Annotated in this window: 14 protein-coding genes; all 14 read right to left on the bottom strand. The window is 28.5% G+C overall.

The genetic code is table 11. From position 1 onward, the window contains the following. Nucleotides 1-112: 112 nt before the first annotated feature. Entirely contained in the window at nucleotides 113-2,011 is a 1,899-nt protein-coding gene (locus TVTCOM_RS17340) for a glycoside hydrolase family 13 protein (protein WP_434797503.1), read from the bottom strand. Continuing rightward, nucleotides 1,989-4,445 carry a glycogen/starch/alpha-glucan phosphorylase gene (locus TVTCOM_RS17345; protein ID WP_434797504.1) on the bottom strand — a complete coding sequence of 819 codons (2,457 nt, stop codon included), beginning with the start codon at nucleotides 4,443-4,445 and terminating at the stop codon, nucleotides 1,989-1,991. The genes TVTCOM_RS17340 and TVTCOM_RS17345 overlap by 23 nt, the downstream gene beginning before the upstream one ends. Before the next feature lie 12 nt (nucleotides 4,446-4,457). Beyond that, nucleotides 4,458-5,897 carry a glycogen synthase GlgA gene (gene glgA, locus TVTCOM_RS17350; RefSeq protein ID WP_434797505.1) on the bottom strand — a complete coding sequence of 480 codons (1,440 nt, stop codon included), beginning with the start codon at nucleotides 5,895-5,897 and terminating at the stop codon, nucleotides 4,458-4,460. 21 nt (nucleotides 5,898-5,918) lie between these two features. After that, nucleotides 5,919-7,049 (bottom strand): glucose-1-phosphate adenylyltransferase subunit GlgD, encoded by a 1,131-nt coding sequence (gene glgD / locus TVTCOM_RS17355; RefSeq protein WP_434797506.1) that lies wholly within the window; start codon nucleotides 7,047-7,049, stop codon nucleotides 5,919-5,921. A 15-nt stretch (nucleotides 7,050-7,064) separates the two neighbouring features. Then, nucleotides 7,065-8,213: a glucose-1-phosphate adenylyltransferase gene (locus tag TVTCOM_RS17360; protein WP_434797507.1), complete on the bottom strand. Its 1,149-nt coding sequence runs from the start codon at nucleotides 8,211-8,213 to the stop codon at nucleotides 7,065-7,067. Between the two features lie 34 nt (nucleotides 8,214-8,247). Beyond that, nucleotides 8,248-10,146, bottom strand: coding sequence for a 1,4-alpha-glucan branching protein GlgB (gene glgB / locus TVTCOM_RS17365; protein ID WP_434799764.1), 1,899 nt, complete (start codon nucleotides 10,144-10,146; stop codon nucleotides 8,248-8,250). 265 nt (nucleotides 10,147-10,411) lie between these two features. Further along, nucleotides 10,412-11,365 (bottom strand): SPFH domain-containing protein, encoded by a 954-nt coding sequence (locus tag TVTCOM_RS17370; RefSeq protein WP_434797508.1) that lies wholly within the window; start codon nucleotides 11,363-11,365, stop codon nucleotides 10,412-10,414. A gap of 42 nt (nucleotides 11,366-11,407) precedes the next feature. Then, nucleotides 11,408-11,845 (bottom strand): NfeD family protein, encoded by a 438-nt coding sequence (locus TVTCOM_RS17375; protein ID WP_434797509.1) that lies wholly within the window; start codon nucleotides 11,843-11,845, stop codon nucleotides 11,408-11,410. 70 nt (nucleotides 11,846-11,915) lie between these two features. Continuing rightward, nucleotides 11,916-13,439: an NAD(P)H-hydrate dehydratase gene (locus TVTCOM_RS17380; RefSeq protein WP_434797510.1), complete on the bottom strand. Its 1,524-nt coding sequence runs from the start codon at nucleotides 13,437-13,439 to the stop codon at nucleotides 11,916-11,918. Nucleotides 13,440-13,580: 141 nt separating this feature from the next. Continuing rightward, nucleotides 13,581-13,802, bottom strand: coding sequence for a NifU family protein (locus tag TVTCOM_RS17385; protein ID WP_039678857.1), 222 nt, complete (start codon nucleotides 13,800-13,802; stop codon nucleotides 13,581-13,583). 125 nt (nucleotides 13,803-13,927) lie between these two features. Beyond that, nucleotides 13,928-15,274 (bottom strand): metallophosphoesterase, encoded by a 1,347-nt coding sequence (locus TVTCOM_RS17390; RefSeq protein ID WP_434797511.1) that lies wholly within the window; start codon nucleotides 15,272-15,274, stop codon nucleotides 13,928-13,930. 232 nt (nucleotides 15,275-15,506) lie between these two features. Next, nucleotides 15,507-16,511 (bottom strand): 3-deoxy-7-phosphoheptulonate synthase, encoded by a 1,005-nt coding sequence (aroF, locus tag TVTCOM_RS17395; protein WP_434797512.1) that lies wholly within the window; start codon nucleotides 16,509-16,511, stop codon nucleotides 15,507-15,509. A 17-nt stretch (nucleotides 16,512-16,528) separates the two neighbouring features. Continuing rightward, entirely contained in the window at nucleotides 16,529-16,801 is a 273-nt protein-coding gene (locus TVTCOM_RS17400; RefSeq protein WP_434797513.1) for a chorismate mutase, read from the bottom strand. A gap of 203 nt (nucleotides 16,802-17,004) precedes the next feature. Next, entirely contained in the window at nucleotides 17,005-17,700 is a 696-nt protein-coding gene (locus TVTCOM_RS17405) for a CPBP family intramembrane glutamic endopeptidase (RefSeq protein WP_434797514.1), read from the bottom strand. Nucleotides 17,701-17,750 lie beyond the last annotated feature (50 nt).

Below are 17,750 nucleotides of genomic sequence, written 5' to 3' on the forward strand. Positions count from 1 at the left end.
AAAAAATTTGCTTCCCTTAAACTATTAAATTAGCCATGTACTTGGCTACCACTTTAGGCTATAAACTTACTCAAATTAAAATGTGTAGATTATTAATAATCTACACATTTTTCTATGCTTGTTCAAATGATTCCTTTTTAATATTTTTCATTTTAAACATCATAAAAGATTTTGGTCCAATATCTACTACAAATTTTCCATTTTCTTTTTCTAAAGTAACTCCATAATCACCAGGAGTATATTTTATCCCTATTTCATCTAACAAATCATACTCAAAATCAAAATGTATACGTTTATAATCCTCACTTCTATTCATAATTATTAAACAATTATCTTCCTCATTTTCATGAAGAAATCTTTCATAGGCAAAAACATCATTATCTCTAGTATAAATAAAATTAGTTTCACCTTTTAATAAAGATTTTACTCTATGTCTAGTTTGAATGGAATTTCGATAAAAATCTATCATCTCATTATCTTCATTTTTCCATGGATAAGTTCTTCTGTTATCTGGGTCTTTATCTCCTTCAAGACCTGCTTCATCACCATAATAAATGTACGGTACTCCTTCAAAAGTCATCTGTGCTAATACTGCAAGTTTAATCATATCATTATCATTATTAAGCTCTGTTTTAACTCTTCTTACATCATGGGTACCTAATAGATTCAAGTTTGATTTAAATGCATCTGGCGGATAGTTTTCTTTGATTTCCATATATAAATCATTAAGTTCATATGAGCCTATTTCTCCTTTTAAGAAAGATACTATTCCCTTTCTAAATGGATATCCCATAGCTGAATCAAGCTGTTTTCCTAAAAGATAATTTCTGCGTTGACCATAACTAATTTTATTAGAAGCATCTTCCCAAACTTCTCCGATTAGAACGGAATCGTTTTCGGAATTTTTTAGTTCCTTTTTAAATTCAGATACAAACTCATCAGGTAATTCATCTACTACATCTAATCTCCATCCTTTAACTCCCATTTTGGTCCATTTATTTAAAACACTTCCTTCATCTTTAATTATGTAATCCATATACGAAGGTTCTAATTCATCTACATTTGGTAAGTCTTTAATTCCCCACCAACATTCATATCCTACCTTCGAATCATCAAATGTATACCAACTTCTGTATGGAGAATCTTCATTATCATAAGCTCCTTTGCTATCATAATTGTTAAACTTATTAAAATAAATACTATCAGCTCCTGTATGGCTAAATACACCATCAAGTATTATAGATATTCCCTTTGCATTAGCTTTTTCTATTAATTCTTCAAATATTTCTTCATCACCAAACATAGGATCAATCTTTTTATAATCTCCTGTATTGTATTTATGATTACTAGATGATTCGAAAACTGGACTTAGATATATGATACTTACTCCAAGCTTCTTAAGGTATCCTAACTTATTTATAATTCCCTTAAGATTACCTCCATAAAAATCCCATCTTATGATATCTCCATTCTCATCTTTTATATACATTGGATCATCTTCCCAATTGGCATATATGAAACTATTTTTCTTTGGATTACTTGGTTTACTAGTTCTATTGCCATTATTAAATCTGTCTACAAATATATGATATAAAATGCCTTCTTTAAACCAAGTTGGAGCTTTACTTTCTTCATAAACGGTTAATTGATATTTATTTAGATTGTTAAAATCATATTTACAAACCTCACCATTTTGTTTGACTTTTCCATAAAATAACTTTTGATTATATCCATTTTTAATAACTTCCACTTCAAAATAATAATAATATACTGCTGGAATTAGTAATGGTTCTATTTTACATTCATATATATTTTTTTCTTTTTTATTCAATGAAATTCGTCTTATTTCTTTACTACCTAAGTTTTCATCATCTTTTGTTATTACTAAACAAATACTGTATACTTCTTCGTTAGTATTAATCCTAATATCAGCTCCTTGGTTAATCTCTAAGGCTCCAAAAGGAGCCTTAAAATATTCATTCCAGGAGTTAAATGATATTGTTTTGCACATCCTCATCACACCCTTTAAACCAAATATCTTCTATATATTCATTTATAGTTCTATCACTAGAGAAAGCTCCAGAATTTGCAATGTTTATAAGAGACATCTTGTTCCACTTGATTTTATCTTTATAAAGATTATTTATTCTTTGTTGTGCTTCAGCATATTCATCAATATCTCTGAGAACAAAATATTCGTCATTATAAGTTATTAATGCATCATAAATTTCCCTACCTTCTTTTCCAAGACCAGGTATAAACCCATTAACCAAATCATCTACAACTCGTTTTAGTAACTTATTAGAATGATATAAATCTTTTGATGAATATCCACCATATTTGTTGTAATCTAATACCTGCTTAGCACTAAGTCCAAATAAAAACATATTTTCTTTTCCTACCTGTTGGCATATTTCCACATTAGCTCCATCCAGTGTTGCCAATGTTAATGCTCCATTCATCATAAACTTCATATTACTAGTTCCTGATGCCTCCTTTGTAGTAGTTGAAATTTGTTCACTTACATTTGCTGCTGGTATAATTTTTTCTGCTAGTGATACCCCATAATTTTCTATAAATACAACTTTAATCTTGTCTTTTACTTTAGGGTCATTGTTTACTAAATTAGCAACGCAATTTATTAATTTTATTATACATTTTGCTAAATAATATCCTGGTGCTGCCTTAGCTCCAAATATAAAAGTTCGCGGCTGAATATCTAATTCAATGTCCACATTATCTAGTATTTCATGATACAAACAAAGTACATGTAAAATATTCATAAGTTGTCTTTTATAAGCATGAAGCCTTTTTACTTGAACATCAAATATGGAGTTAGGATCTATTGTTATCTTATTATATTCTTCTATATAGTTAGCCAGTTTTACCTTATTATTAAATTTTATCTCTTCTAATCGATTCAACACCTTTTCATTATCCACAAACTTTTGTAATTCCTTCAAATGAGATGTATCTCTTATCCACTTATTCCCAATCAGTTCTGTTATTAAGCTGGCTAGTTCATGATTTGAACTTATCAGCCATCTTCTATGAGCAATACCATTTGTTTTATTATTAAATTTATATGGTTCTTCTTCATAAAAATCATTTAATACTTCTTCTTTTAACAATTTAGTATGAAGCTGTGCCACACCATTTACACTATAGCTTGATACTATACATAAATTAGACATTCTAATTTCACCATCATACATAATAGCCATTCTTTTTACTTTATCTTCTCTATAGCCCTTTTTTCTTAAATCATTAACATATCTTCTATTTATTTCTTCTATTATCATATATATTCTTGGTAGAAGTTTTTTCATAATATCTTCTGACCATCTTTCCATTGCCTCACATAATATTGTATGATTTGTATAAGACATTACTTTAGTGGTTATGTTCCATGATTCATTCCAGGACAATCCTTCTTCATCTAATAATATTCTCATCATCTCTGGTATACACAACGCTGGATGAGTATCATTTATATGAATAGCAATTTTATTTGGCAACTCTTGTGATTTAATTTTATATCTCCTACATTTTCTAAATATATCTTGAATTCCTGCACTAACAAAGAAATACTCTTGCTTTAATCTTAGTAGTTGACCTGCATAGTTCGAATCATTTGGGTATAAAGTTTGAGAAATTTCTTCTGCATAATATTTGTATTTTAGTGCATCTTCATAACTAGCCGCCTGATTTTTAGCATTTAGAGATGATTTTCCAAAATCTCTTGTTGGTATTTCACTTTTCCATATTCTAAGTGTATTTATACATTCATTTCCATAGCCAATTATAGGTATATCATATGGCATTGCCATTACAGGAATATAATCTCTATGAGTAATTTTCAGATTACCTTCATCATCTTCTTCCATGTTAATTTTTCCTTCATATTTTACCAATACTGCTCTATTGGGTCTAACTATTTCCCAAGAATAAGAACTATTTATAAGCCAGTTATCTGGAACTTCTACTTGAGAATTGTTTACAAACTTCTGCTCAAATAATCCGTATTTATATCTTATTCCATATCCATGACCACTAATTCCTACAGAAGCCATGGAATCGAGAAAACAGGCTGCTAATCTTCCCAATCCTCCATTTCCTAGTGCTGGGTCTGGCTCTGCTTCAAATATCTCATCTAAATTTATTCCCAGTTCGTCTAGGCCTTGCCTTACAGTATCTTCAAATCCAAGATTTAATAAATTAGATTCTAATTGTCTCCCCAATAAAAATTCTATTGAAAAATAAAATACTGCTTTCTCTTGATATATTCTACTTCCTTCCCAGTCTTTTGAAATCATATCTTTTATAACATAGCATAGTACATTAAAAAGCTCTTCATTACTTGCTTCTTCAAGAGTTTGAGCGTATAAGTTATTCATTTTCCTTCTGAAATGTTCTTTAAATCGCTTTTTATTTATTGTAATCATTAAATCGCCCCTTTAGCTTATTAAGCCATTAAATATTCTCATATAGTCTTGAGCTGATTTCTTCCAACTATTATCTGTATTCATTGCATTTATAATTAGATTATTCCAAATGTTTTTATCTTGATACAGTGTAATTGCTTTTTGAAGAGTAAAGAACATTTCGTGAGCATTGTAATTAGTAAAACTAAACCCATTTCCATCTCCTGTATATTTATTATAAGGAGTTACCGTATCTTTAAGTCCACCAGTTTCCCTTACTATAGGAATTGATCCATATCTCATTGCAAGCATCTGACCTATTCCACAAGGTTCATATAAAGATGGCATTAAGAAAATATCACATGCTGCATAGATTTGTTGTGCAAAAGCACTATCAAAAGTAATTCTTGCCGATAATTTATTACTAAAATTTGAATTATAATAATTAAACATAGACTGATATTGATGTTCACCTGTTCCAAGTACAACCATTTGTAAATTTTCTCTCATAATCTCAGGCATCATATAATTAATTAAATCCAAACCTTTTTGTGAAGTTAATCTAGACACAATACCCACTAAAGGAATATTAGGATTGACTTCTAATCCGAGAATTTCTTGCAATTTTATTTTATTTTGTAGTTTTTTGTGTATACAACTAACATCAAATTTTTCAAATATAGCCTTGTCTGTAGCTGGGTCGTTTAAGTCATAGTCTATACCATTTAAAATACCCTCTAATTTATAAGAATTTGATTTTAAAAGCCCCTCTAGTCCTTCTCCATAAAAAGGTGTCTGTATTTCTTCTACATAAGTTTTGCTTACAGTTGTGACTTTATCAGCAAATACAATACCAGCCTTCATAAAATTAACCTTTCCATAGAATTCTATATCCCCACTATTAAAATAATCATAAGATATATCAAAAACATTTCCTAGCATATCTTTATTAAATATTCCTTGATACTGTAAATTGTGTATAGTATAAACAGTTTTTATATTTTTATATTTCTTTAGATGCCCATAATCTTCTTTTAACAATAAAGGAATCATTCCTGTATGCCAATCATTTAAGTTCATCACATCTGGATAGAAATTTAGTTTTTCCATAGATGATAATACTGCATTACTAAAAAAAGCAAATCTTTCTGGATCATCACCATGTCCGTATATACTTGGCTCATCAGACCTCTTAAAATAAAATTCATTGTCTATAAAGTAAAATGTAACTCCATCCAATTCCATAGTTTCCATGCCACAATACTGATTTCTCCAACCTACCTTTACACTAAATTCTGCAACTGGTTTAAATTTATCTTTTAAATATGTTGGTATGTTAGAATACTTTGGCATTATAACTCTTACATCAGCACCTTCCTTTTTTAGAGCCTTAGGAAGGGCATAGGATACATCTCCTAGACCTCCTGTTTTTACAAATGGCCAGCATTCTGCCGTTACATAAAGTATCTTCATCTATTCTCCCCCTTTTTACTTCTAAAGCTTCTGATTCTTTTCTATGACCATAGGGTAGTCCTTATCTCCTTTTAATTCTTTTCCTTTTGAGATGATAATATTTTTATCAAATATAACATTTTCTAAAACTACTCCTGGCTCTATTTTACAATTTTGCATTATAACACAGTTTCTTAGTATGGCCCCTCTTCCTACTTCAACTTTTCTAAATAATGTACAGTGTTCAACAGTTCCATCAATTTTACAACCTGTAGCCACAAAGGAATTTTTTACTTCAGCATTTTTCATATATATGGTTGGTGCTTGACTTTTATCCTTAGTAAATATTTTTCTTTCTGAGTTAAATAACTCTGTTGATACATCCTTTTTTAATATCTCTTTGCTTGCCTCAGCATAACTTTGAATTGAATTTATACATTTTAAATAATTTTTAAATTCAAATCCCCCAACTTGCATATTAGAAATTTCTCTTTTAATATAGTCTTCAAAATATGAATGAGTTCCTAAGCTTGCTATTTTATATATGCATTTAATAAAATCCGTTCTTTTCATAATATAAGTTTCCATAGATATGTTGGCGCTAGGAAAAGCTCCTATATTGCCACCTATGTTTAAAACCCTATAATTACTATCCATATTTAACGTCATGCATCCCAAGAAATCATCATCTGCATTTGTGACATGTTTGTATATAACAGTAATATCATTTTTTGATTGTTTATGATATTTAAGCGCTTCTTTATAATCCACGCTACATAACATATATCCTGGCGTAATAAGTATATATTCCTCTTTGCTTCTCTCTATATAATCTATATTAGCTAATATGGAATATACATCTCCTGTTCTAAAGCCATAATTATTGTTATACTTTGTATTTTCTGGACTGAAAATATAAAGTCCACCTTTCTTCCTGCTTAAATCCCAGTCTTTTCCACTACCCAAGTGATCTGTTAAGGATCTATATTTTTCTTTAGCATAAATTCCAACATTAGTAATATCCGAATTTACCATGTTAGACAAGACAAAATCTATAATTCTATACCTACCTGCAATTGGAGTAGATGCTAGCGGTCTTGCATAATTTAATATATTTATATTTGGATTTCCTTTTTTGTCAAGATTAATTAATCCCATACATTTATTTTTCATAATATCTTTCTCCTTTTAAGCTTCAACCTTTTTTTTAGCATTAACTACCTCATATTCTGATACAACACTTATTTCATTAGTATCACTTTTTATTACTGCATTATCATTGATTACTGCTCCTTCTGCTATCATTGCTTTTTCTATTACTACATTTTTACCTATAGTAACATTTGGCATTATTACAGAATTTCTAATGATACTTCCCTCTCCAACATCAACCTTATGTGATAAAACTGTATTTTCAACAGTTCCTAGAACTGAGCAACCATCTGCTATTAAAGCTTCTTTTATACTGGCATTTTCACCAATGTATTGTGGAGGAAGGTCCATAGTATTTGTATATATAGCCCAATTTGAATCACTTAAGTCTATAGCTTCTGGAGTTTTAATTAAGTCCATATTGGCTTCCCATAAACTTTGTATAGTACCTACATCTCTCCAATAACCTTTAAAAGAATAGGCATACATTTCTTTATTATCTTTTAACATTGCTGGTATTACATCTTTTCCAAAATCATCAAAGCATTCTTTTGTTTTTTTAGCTCTTAAAAAATATTCTCTTAATGTCTTCCAGTTAAATATATATACACCCATAGATGCTAAGTTACTTTTTGGATTTTGTGGTTTTTCTTCAAATTCGTATATTTTTTTATTATCATCTGCATTCATTATTCCAAATCTACTTGCCTCATACCACGGAACTTCTATAACTGCTATTGTAACTTCTGCTGTCTTTTCCTTATGGAACTCCAACATTTTGCTATAATCCATTTTATAAATATGATCGCCAGATAAAATTAATACATATTCTGGATCATAATCATCTATAAAGTTCATATTGTTATATATTGCATTGGCTGTACCATTGAACCAATGGCCTTCTTTTTCACCCATATATGGTTGAAGTATATATACCCCACCATTTATTCTATCTAAATCCCAATGACTTCCCATTCCAATATGGGAGTTTAATATTCTCGGTCTGTATTGTGTAAGTACTCCAACTGTATCTATCCCCGAATTAGAACAATTGCTTAAAACAAAATCTATAATTCTATACTTTCCCCCAAATGATACTGCTGGCTTAGCTATTCTTTTTGTAAAAACGCCCAACCTTGAGCCTTGCCCCCCAGCTAAAATCATTGCTAGTACCTCTTGTTTCATTCAGATTCCCCCTTATTCAAGTTCAATTAATATCTTAATTTATTTTAAGCTTTATAAAAGTAGCTCCTAATGGTGGTACTTTTATTTTTATATGATAAGGTTTATTATGCCATTTCTCATCTACAGCAAATAAATCAGCATTTTTCATAGTTTGATTAGATCCCCAGTATTTCTCATCATCACTATTAAATACTTCTTCATATGTACCTAAATAAGGAACCCCCACCTTGTAATCATAATAAACAACAGGTGTAAAGTTTAAAACAACTATGATAAATTCTTCTTCATCCTTACCTTTTCTCATTAATGTGACTATACTTTTTTCTTCATTATGTGGATCAATAAAGTCAAATCCTTTATAAGAATTGTCCACCTCATATAAAGATTTTTCAGCTATATAAAAATAATTTAAGTCCTTTACAAAAGCTTTAGTTTTAGCATGTTGCTCTCTATCTAATAACTGCCATTCCAAGCCATAAGCATATCTCCATTCAAGCCCTTGACCAAATTCTCCACCCATAAACAATAGTTTTTTACCTGGATGTATCATGTAATAAGAATATAGTAATCTTAAACTAGCAAATCTTTGCCATTCATCCCCTGACATTTTATCCAATAATGATTTTTTACCATGAACAACTTCATCATGAGAAAGTGGTAAAATAAAGTTTTCTGAGAATGCATACATGAATGAAAAAGTTATTAAATTATGATGATGCTTTCTATATATAGGATTCATCTCCATATATTTTAAAGTATCATTCATCCATCCCATATTCCATTTATAGCTAAATCCTAATCCACCTAAATAAGTAGGTGAGGTAACCATTGGCCATGATGTTGATTCTTCAGCTATAATTAATGGATTTTTTATATTTTCATATATAACTTTATTTAATCGTCTTAGAAAATCTATTCCTTCTATATTCTCTCTTCCTCCATATTGATTCGGTCTCCAATCACCTATATCATAGTCCAAATATAAAATAGAACTAACAGCATCTACTCTAATGCCATCCACATGAAATTCTTTAAACCAATACATTACATTTGATAGCAAAAAACTATTAACCTCAGGTTTCCCTAAATCAAAATGAACTGTTCCCCAACCTAAATTTTCTGCCTTTAGTGGATCTGCATATTCAAATTGTGGTGAGCCATCAAATCTATATAAACCATGAATATCCTTGCAGAAATGACTGTATGCAAAATCTAATATAATCCCTAAATTATTTTCATGACATTTATCTATAAAAGCTTTAAATTCATTTGGATTGCCATGTCTACTTGTAGTTGCATAATATCCTATCGTCTGATACCCCCAACTCATATCTAAGGGATGCTCTGTTATGGGCATCAATTCTATATGTGTATAACCCATATTTTTTACATAATCAATCATTTCATATAATTCTTCAAAAGAGAAAAACTTTCCATCCCATTTTCTCTTCCAAGAACCAAGGTGAACCTCATATATATTCATGGGCTCATTATTAAGTGCCTTTTTATTTTTCTCTTCAAAATATTTTTCATCTTTCCAATCATAATTTTTTCCTTCATACACTATTGATGCTGTTTTAGGTCTCAATTCAGAAAAGGTACCATATGGATCTGATTTTAATCTACTTACATTATCACATCCAATCACATTGTATTTATAAATATCTCCTTCCTCTAAATCAGTAGTAAATATTGACCAAATACCACTGTCATACATATTTTCTAAAGGATGAGATGTTTCATTCCAACCGTTGAAATCTCCTACTAAATATATAGCTTTTGCATTAGGTGCCCATACAGCAAAAGACTTTCCAACTTCATCTTTATCCTCTGCTTTATGATTTCCAAGAAATTTATAACTATCTAAAGAATTTCCCGAAATAAAATTGTCTATTTTTTCTTTTGTAATTATGTCTAAATATTTAATTTTAATCCCCCCTAAATGCTAATATTTTGTGTATCTTATTATACTTATACTTCTATTAAAATATGAATCCCCCTTTTTTTATTACTGATTTAACAGATTCTTTATTTTAATTTATACGAATTATAATTCGTCCTTAAGCTAACAATTATTTTTTTTTAAGATTAATTGTATATTAATTCAGTAAAAATTTCCATATATATTTTTTTAATTGTACAGCTTTTTAAATAAAAAAATACTCTATAGATACATATCTCTAGAGTATTTTAGTTAATTATTTATTATTTTTATCGCTACTTAAGACTTCTTTAATTCCTTTAAAAGAACCTAAGAAATTAACTGCCTCTGATGGAAGTACTAGCTTAGTAGAATCACTTTCTGCAAGTTTTTCTAACGCTTCCATAGACTTAAGTGCTAACATATTATCATCAATATCAGATTCTTTCATTGCTTTGAATACATTTTTAATTATAGTAGATTCACCTTCTGCATTAGCTTGTGCAATTTGTCTTATAGATTCAGCTTCACCTTCTGCTCTAAGTATACGAGATTCTTTTTCCCCTTCTGCTTCTCTAACCATAGCCTCTTTTTTAGCTTCTGCTCTAAGTATTGCTGATTGCTTTTCTCCTTCTGCTTGAAGTATTGATGCTGCCTTATTTCCTTCTGCTTGAAGTATTGACTCTCTTCTTTCTCTTTCTGCTCTCATTTGTTTTTCCATAGCAACTTGTATATCATGTGGTGGCATTATGTTTTTAAGTTCTACTCTGTTGACTTTTATACCCCATTTATCAGTTGCTTCGTCTAGTATAGATCTCATCTTTGTATTGATTAAATCTCTAGATGTTAAAGTTTCATCTAAATCCAACTCACCAATTATATTTCTAAGAGTTGTGGCAGTTAAGTTTTCTATAGCAGATATTGGATTTGCTATTTCAAATACATATCTAATAGGATCAGTTACTTGGAAATAAACTACTGTATCTATTTGCATAGTAACATTGTCTTTTGTTATAACTGCTTGTGGTGGAAAATCAACAACATTTTCTCTTAAATCAATAACATATGCCATTTGATCTAAAAATGGTATTAAGAAATGAACACCTGTATCAGCTTTTTTATGGAACTTACCAAGTCTCATTACTATACCAACTTTTGATTGTTTAATAACTTTCACACAACTTAAACTTAATACTACTACTATTAGTATTATAACTACTAATTTTATCATACACTTTTCTCCTTTTTATTAATTTATAGTTAAATTTATTATTTACTTCTCTTCTTGATTATCAGTAGGTTTTACAACTAGTTTAACACCCTCTATTCTTATTACCTTAACCAGTTGTCCAGCTTCAATTTTTTCATTATTCTCTGATATTGCAGTCCAATCTTCTCCCGTCAATGTTACAATACCTGTCATATAAGGAAGTATTTCTACTTTAACTACACCTTTTTTTTGCTCTATTCCTTGTAAATTTGTATTATATTTAAATGTCTTATCTTTATCTACAAAATACTTTGTAAATATAACTAATAAAGTAATTGAAATAGCCGCAAATAATGCAATTTGAATTATTATACTTTCTATAAAAGTGCTTAAAACCATTAAAATTAAAGCACCTATACTAAACCATACTAGAGTTAAACTTGTTGTCATTAATTCAGCTATTCCAAATGCTACTGCAACAATTAACCAAACTGTATTCATAATATCCCTCTTCTCCATTTAGAAATTCATTTACTTTATACTAGTATAACAATATAAATATTGGTAATAGTTACAAATTAATTTCAATATTAAATGCTTTCATAATAACAGGAATTTCTTCTATGATATGAGTTGCATTTACTGTATATATTTTTTTAGATAAAATATCACCTATGTAGCCATGTATATAGGCTGCACATATCACTGATTCAAATAATCCTATTCCTTGACCAACAAAGGAAGTTATCATGCCAAGTAGACAATCTCCCATACCTCCATTAGCCATTGCACTATTACCTGTTGGATTTATATATGTAACTTTACCGTCTGTAATAATAGTTTCATATCCTTTAAGTAGAACTATTATATTATTTTCCTTTGCAAATTCTTTTGCCACATCTAGTCTATTGTCTTTTATGTATGAAATTGATTTGCCTATTAATCTAGACATTTCACCTAGATGAGGTGTTATTATAATTCTATTTTTATATTTTTTTAATATACTTATATTATTTTTTAATACATTTATTCCATCTGCATCAATTACTACTGGACAATCACTATTATTTAAAACATATTGTAATCGTTCTAGCGTTGTCTCATTATCTCCCATTCCACAACCAAATCCTATTGCCTTAGAAGTTTTAATTAATTTATTTATTCGATCTTCTTCTTTATAATTCGCAGTCATACCTTCACTTAGTTTTGAACTTATTATATCTTGAATATCTTCATCACAAACTAAGGTAACTAGACCACTACCACTTTTAATAGCAGCCTCACTGGCTATAAAGGCTGCTCCAGAAAATCCTTTTGAACCTGCAAAAATCGTAACCTTTCCAAAATCACTTTTAAAATCAAATTTATTTTTATCTTTTATATTATTTTTAACAAAATTCATAGAAGTAATATATTCATTATCATCATATTTTTTTAATATATCTTCTGGTATTCCTATATGTTCTACTACTATATCTCCAATATATTCTTTTGTTTCGTATTTTAAAAACCCTCTTTTATAAAACTCAAATGATATAGTTTTATCAGCCTTTATGCATACTCCTAAAATTTCACCTGTAGTTGCATTTATTCCCGATGGCACATCTATGGAATAAACTAAATTCTTATTTTCATTTATAATATTTATAACATCTTTAAAAATCCCCTTAATTTCTCGTTCTAGTCCGGTACCAAAAATGCAATCAACTAATACATGACTATTTTTAATATTTGATTCTAACTTTTTTAAAAGATTAATATTTTCGTCCTTTGTGTCTATTATTATATAAGGTATATTCATAGCTTTAAGTATTTCTAAATTAGTTTTTGAACATGGTGTGATTTTTTCCATATTTCCAACTATAAATACATTTACTTCTTTTTTTCTAGCTTTTAATTGTCTTGCTATTCCTAGACCATCACCGCCATTATTTCCCACACCACTAACAACTACATACTTATTATATACGTTCATATCTAAATGTTTAATTGCTGAAAGTACGGCATTTTCCATCATAAGAATTAAAGGCATTCTGTACTCATTAACGCATGCCTCATCTAATTTTTTAGTTGACATAGAAGTTCCTATTCTCATTTTAATCACTCCTTTGACTAAATTATTATTAACCTCTTTATTAAAAATAGTAATTCTTTTCATATAAAAAATAAAGGGGCTGTCGCACGAACAATAAAAAAATTGTTCAGCGATAGTCCCTTTCATATATATAAATATAATTTATACTCCTACTACTTTTGTAACTCCTGGAACTTCTTTAACTAATAGGTTTTCTATAACTGCTTTTAAAGTCATAGTAGCACCTGGACATCCAGAACACGCTCCCTTTAGTCTAACTAAAACAACCCCATCATCACTAACTTCTACTAATTCCACATCTCCACCATCTCTTTGTAAAACAGGTCTAACTTTTTCTAGTACTTCTGCAACTTTTTCTTTCATTATATAACCCCCCTTAAATATATTTTTGTAATATATTTATAATTATATACCATGTCCAAATAACAAACCACAATGAAGCATAATTATTTCATTTTATTATGACACAATAGCAAAATTTATATAAATTATTTTTGTATAGTTATTTTATTATCAACAGGTTTATCTCTATTTACTTCATAAGTAATTATATTTATTAAGTTCTGCTTAATTTCAATTACAGTATACGTTGGTATTTCTTCAGAATAAATTTTTTTAATATACTTACTTTTATTTTTATCTTGTTTATAAAACTTACTTCCTGTAGAAGAACTTCCTGTTATATAAGTTATTCCTTTATTATTTTTTATTATATCTACTTTTTCTTTTGAGTTTCCCAGCCTTTCCTCTGTAAAATCCATTATTTTTTTATTATTTTTCAGTGGATAGGTTCTTGAGTATATATGATCATGACCACATAAAACTAAATCAATTTTATTATCTTCTAATATTGGTGGCATTTCTCGTCTTAATATTTTTATATCCTTATCATCCTTATGTTGTCCACCACCATAAATATCATGATGAAATACTGCAATTTTCCATTTCATATTTTTATTTTCTTCTACAGTTTCATCAATAAATTTTTTATGTTGTAATATATTTAAGTTATTTGTATTTATAAATAAATATAAAGTATTGCCATAAGTAAAGTAATAATCTCCTCCTGCTATAGTTTCTCCTAAATCAGTTAAGTTTGGCATATTAAAGTGATTGTAAAAGTTCTCATTATCTTTATCGTGGTTTCCAACGGCATTTGCAATTGGTATATGTCGTAAGTAACTAGGCGATAAAAAACCAGAGTACTCTAGATTACTTGTATATGTTCTAGCTAAATCATAACTATCTTCTTTTGAATTAGTTACATCTCCACCACATACTATAAAGCTAGGATTATTACTTTTATCTAATGATTTTTTTATAACTTTATTCCAATTATAAGCGTCCTTTTCTATTCCTTCTTCATTAGATTTCATTTTTTTTGATGAAGCTCCAATTTGTGGGTCTGCCATAAATACAAAAGTATAATTTTGAAAATCTTGTGTTTTATATTCTAATGGTTGACTCCATAGTCCATCCCACTCATATGAATAGTTATAGGTTGTATTTTCTTTTAAGCTGGTAACCGTAACCTTATTACTTATAAACCCATTACCTATATCAATACTTTTCCCTTCAAATATTCTTTCTTCTTCACCATTTTCCCAAATTTTTATTCTACTTGCTCCATTAGAAGATTTGCTATACCAAGAAAAATTAAGCATGCTCTCATTTTCACCTGGTGTTAAGCATATTTGTGAGAAGTAATCTAAAGATATCTGTTTTTTATCATAGTTCAAAAGGTAATTTTTATTTTCTTTTGAAATAGACAATACAGGAAAAAATACTATAATAATAGACAATAAAATACTAATTATTTTTCTTTTATTCTTCATTTTTCACTCCTAAAATAATATTTGTTTTTAATATTATTTAATCTTAGGGATAAATTATTTACTTTAATTATTAAAATGTAAAATCATATTAGAAGAATTACTGAATTACTTGAAAGAAACCATACCCTGATACAGTGTTAAAAGCTGTGATTAATACTCCAAATGATTTAATATCCATATTAAGTTGTAAATAGTTTCAATAAAAAAGGAGCATTCGCTCCTTTTTTTATATTTAATCTTCTAAACTAGAAATTATTTTTATTTTTTTCATAAGTTTATCAAATTGTTCAGGTGTTATTGATTGTTGTCCATCAGATAGAGCCTTTTGAGGATTATTATGAACTTCTATCATAAGGCCATCACATCCTGCAACTATAGCTGCTTTTGCCATAGATTCCACATATTCATTGCTTCCTGTTCCATGACTTGGATCTACGATTATTGGTAAATGTGAATGTTTTTTTACTACAGGAACAGCACTTAAGTCTAAAGTATTTCTAGTATAAGTTTCAAAAGTTCTTATCCCTCTTTCACATAGAATTATATTTTCATTTCCACCTGCCATAATATGTTCTGCACTAAGAAGCCATTCTTCTATTGTTGAAGACAGCCCTCTTTTTAATATTACTGGCTTATCAGTTTTTCCTACTTGTTTTAATAAATCATAGTTTTGCATATTTCTTGCGCCAATTTGTATTACATCAACAGTATTCATAAATTCATCTAAATAACTAATTGACATAAGTTCAGACACAATAGGAAGGTTTGTTTCTTTCTTTGCAATTTCCATTAATTTAAGTCCATCTAATTCCAACCCTTGGAAACTATACGGAGATGTTCTTGGTTTAAAAGCTCCTCCTCTTAAAAAGTTAGCTCCACTTTTTTTTACTTTTCTTGCAATCTCAACAATTTGATCTTCACTTTCCACAGCACAAGGTCCAGCTATTATACCAAGGTGTTTATTTCCAATTTTATTGCCATTTATATTTACAATAGTATCTTCTGGATGAAATAATCTATTTGCTTTTTTATATGGCTCTTGAACTTTTAATATTTTTGATACACATTTTAAATCTTTAACTTCTTCTAAGCCAGATTCTACTGTATCTCCTAATATTCCTATAACACAGTTGTGTTTTCCTTTTGAGACATTAACTCCTAAATTTTTATTTGTTATACAATTTACTACTTGATTTATATCGTCACTAGTGTAGTTTTTGTCCATTACTACAATCATAGTTTGCCTCCCTCTATTTAGCGGTGATTTTCTTCATTTTGTATTAGTTTGCTTAAATTCATTAAATTTCTAAAAAATCCTTCTAATACAAATCTATAATCCTTATTTTTTAAATAAGATAAATTTTTTTGGATAACTTCTTCTTCTCTCTTAGCATTTAAAGTTCCTATTTCTTGCTCTTTTTTGCATCTTGCTATTTCTTTTGATACGTCCATACGTCTTTCAAATAATTCAGTTATCTGCTTATCTATTTCATCTATCTCATTTCTATATTTTTTTAAGTTGTCCATAATTTTCTTCCTTTCTTATTCAATTTAAAAAAGAGAGCTTATGAGCTCTCTAATAATATCTAATTTATGTAGATATTTCAATAGTTTCTTATTTATTTTATTAATATAAGAAATCTATAAGTATAAGCGAACTCACAATGATGATCTTCCTTTTACTTATTATTTTATCAAGTCATTTTAGTTATTCCATATTTATTAAAAACTTATCTTGCAAAAAAAACATTTATCAAACTATGTACAAATATACATAAATAAGTATCTTTATATTTTATTTTAACTATTCCAAGTATAAAAGCTATTATTAAACCAAAAAATACTTTCGAAATAATTATATCTATTGTAAAAAATGAACTCCCAACTACACTTAAGTTCTGGCTTACTATGTCCCAGTAACCTGTTTTAAATAGAGCTGATAACAAACTTACAATTATTAAGACTTTTTTTTCATTCTTTTGAAAACTTCCAATATAGTTCCATACATAATCTCTAAAAATCACTTCTTCAAATATAGGTTGAGCTATTAAAGCTAATGTAAGTATTATTAAATTAGATGATACATATCCACCATAAAAATATGGTGATACACATATTGCACATAAAGCTGTCCCACCTAATATTAATCTTATATATTTATTATTATATCTGTTATTTAACTTAACCAACCTTTGTCCAGGCGGGTTGAATAAATCATTTCCTCTTAAAATAAGAGAGACACTTATGCCAACTAACATAATAGATATAATATTAGCAATATTAACATTTTCTAATGTGAAGTTTAACTGACTTAAAAATATATATTTTATAATTACCCTAGCAATCTGTACTATAACCATCAAAATAATAGCATCTAAAACATATTCTTTATTTTTAGAAATATATCTATCTTCTTTTATATTCAAACATATCACCCACAATTTATTTTGTATAGTATTCATTATAGCACAGTATT

Origin of the sequence: Terrisporobacter vanillatitrophus (genome assembly GCF_051148895.1) — a bacterium.
Classification (GTDB): Bacteria; Bacillota; Clostridia; order Peptostreptococcales; family Peptostreptococcaceae; genus Terrisporobacter; species Terrisporobacter vanillatitrophus.

Excerpts from the sequence above, each read along its gene's own strand:
- TVTCOM_RS17390 (WP_434797511.1), bottom strand. The coding sequence starts at position 15,274 with ATGAAGAATAAAAGAAAAATAATTAGTATTTTATTGTCTATTATTATA.
- TVTCOM_RS17345 (WP_434797504.1), bottom strand. The coding sequence starts at position 4,445 with ATGATTACAATAAATAAAAAGCGATTTAAAGAACATTTCAGAAGGAAA.
- TVTCOM_RS17360 (WP_434797507.1), bottom strand. The coding sequence starts at position 8,213 with ATGAAACAAGAGGTACTAGCAATGATTTTAGCTGGGGGGCAAGGCTCA.
- aroF (WP_434797512.1), bottom strand. The coding sequence starts at position 16,511 with ATGATTGTAGTAATGGACAAAAACTACACTAGTGACGATATAAATCAA.
- TVTCOM_RS17380 (WP_434797510.1), bottom strand. The coding sequence starts at position 13,439 with ATGAGAATAGGAACTTCTATGTCAACTAAAAAATTAGATGAGGCATGC.
- TVTCOM_RS17375 (WP_434797509.1), bottom strand. The coding sequence starts at position 11,845 with ATGAATACAGTTTGGTTAATTGTTGCAGTAGCATTTGGAATAGCTGAA.
- glgA (WP_434797505.1), bottom strand. The coding sequence starts at position 5,897 with ATGAAGATACTTTATGTAACGGCAGAATGCTGGCCATTTGTAAAAACA.
- TVTCOM_RS17400 (WP_434797513.1), bottom strand. The coding sequence starts at position 16,801 with ATGGACAACTTAAAAAAATATAGAAATGAGATAGATGAAATAGATAAG.
- TVTCOM_RS17370 (WP_434797508.1), bottom strand. The coding sequence starts at position 11,365 with ATGATAAAATTAGTAGTTATAATACTAATAGTAGTAGTATTAAGTTTA.
- TVTCOM_RS17385 (WP_039678857.1), bottom strand. The coding sequence starts at position 13,802 with ATGAAAGAAAAAGTTGCAGAAGTACTAGAAAAAGTTAGACCTGTTTTA.
- TVTCOM_RS17340 (WP_434797503.1), bottom strand. The coding sequence starts at position 2,011 with ATGTGCAAAACAATATCATTTAACTCCTGGAATGAATATTTTAAGGCT.
- glgD (WP_434797506.1), bottom strand. The coding sequence starts at position 7,049 with ATGAAAAATAAATGTATGGGATTAATTAATCTTGACAAAAAAGGAAAT.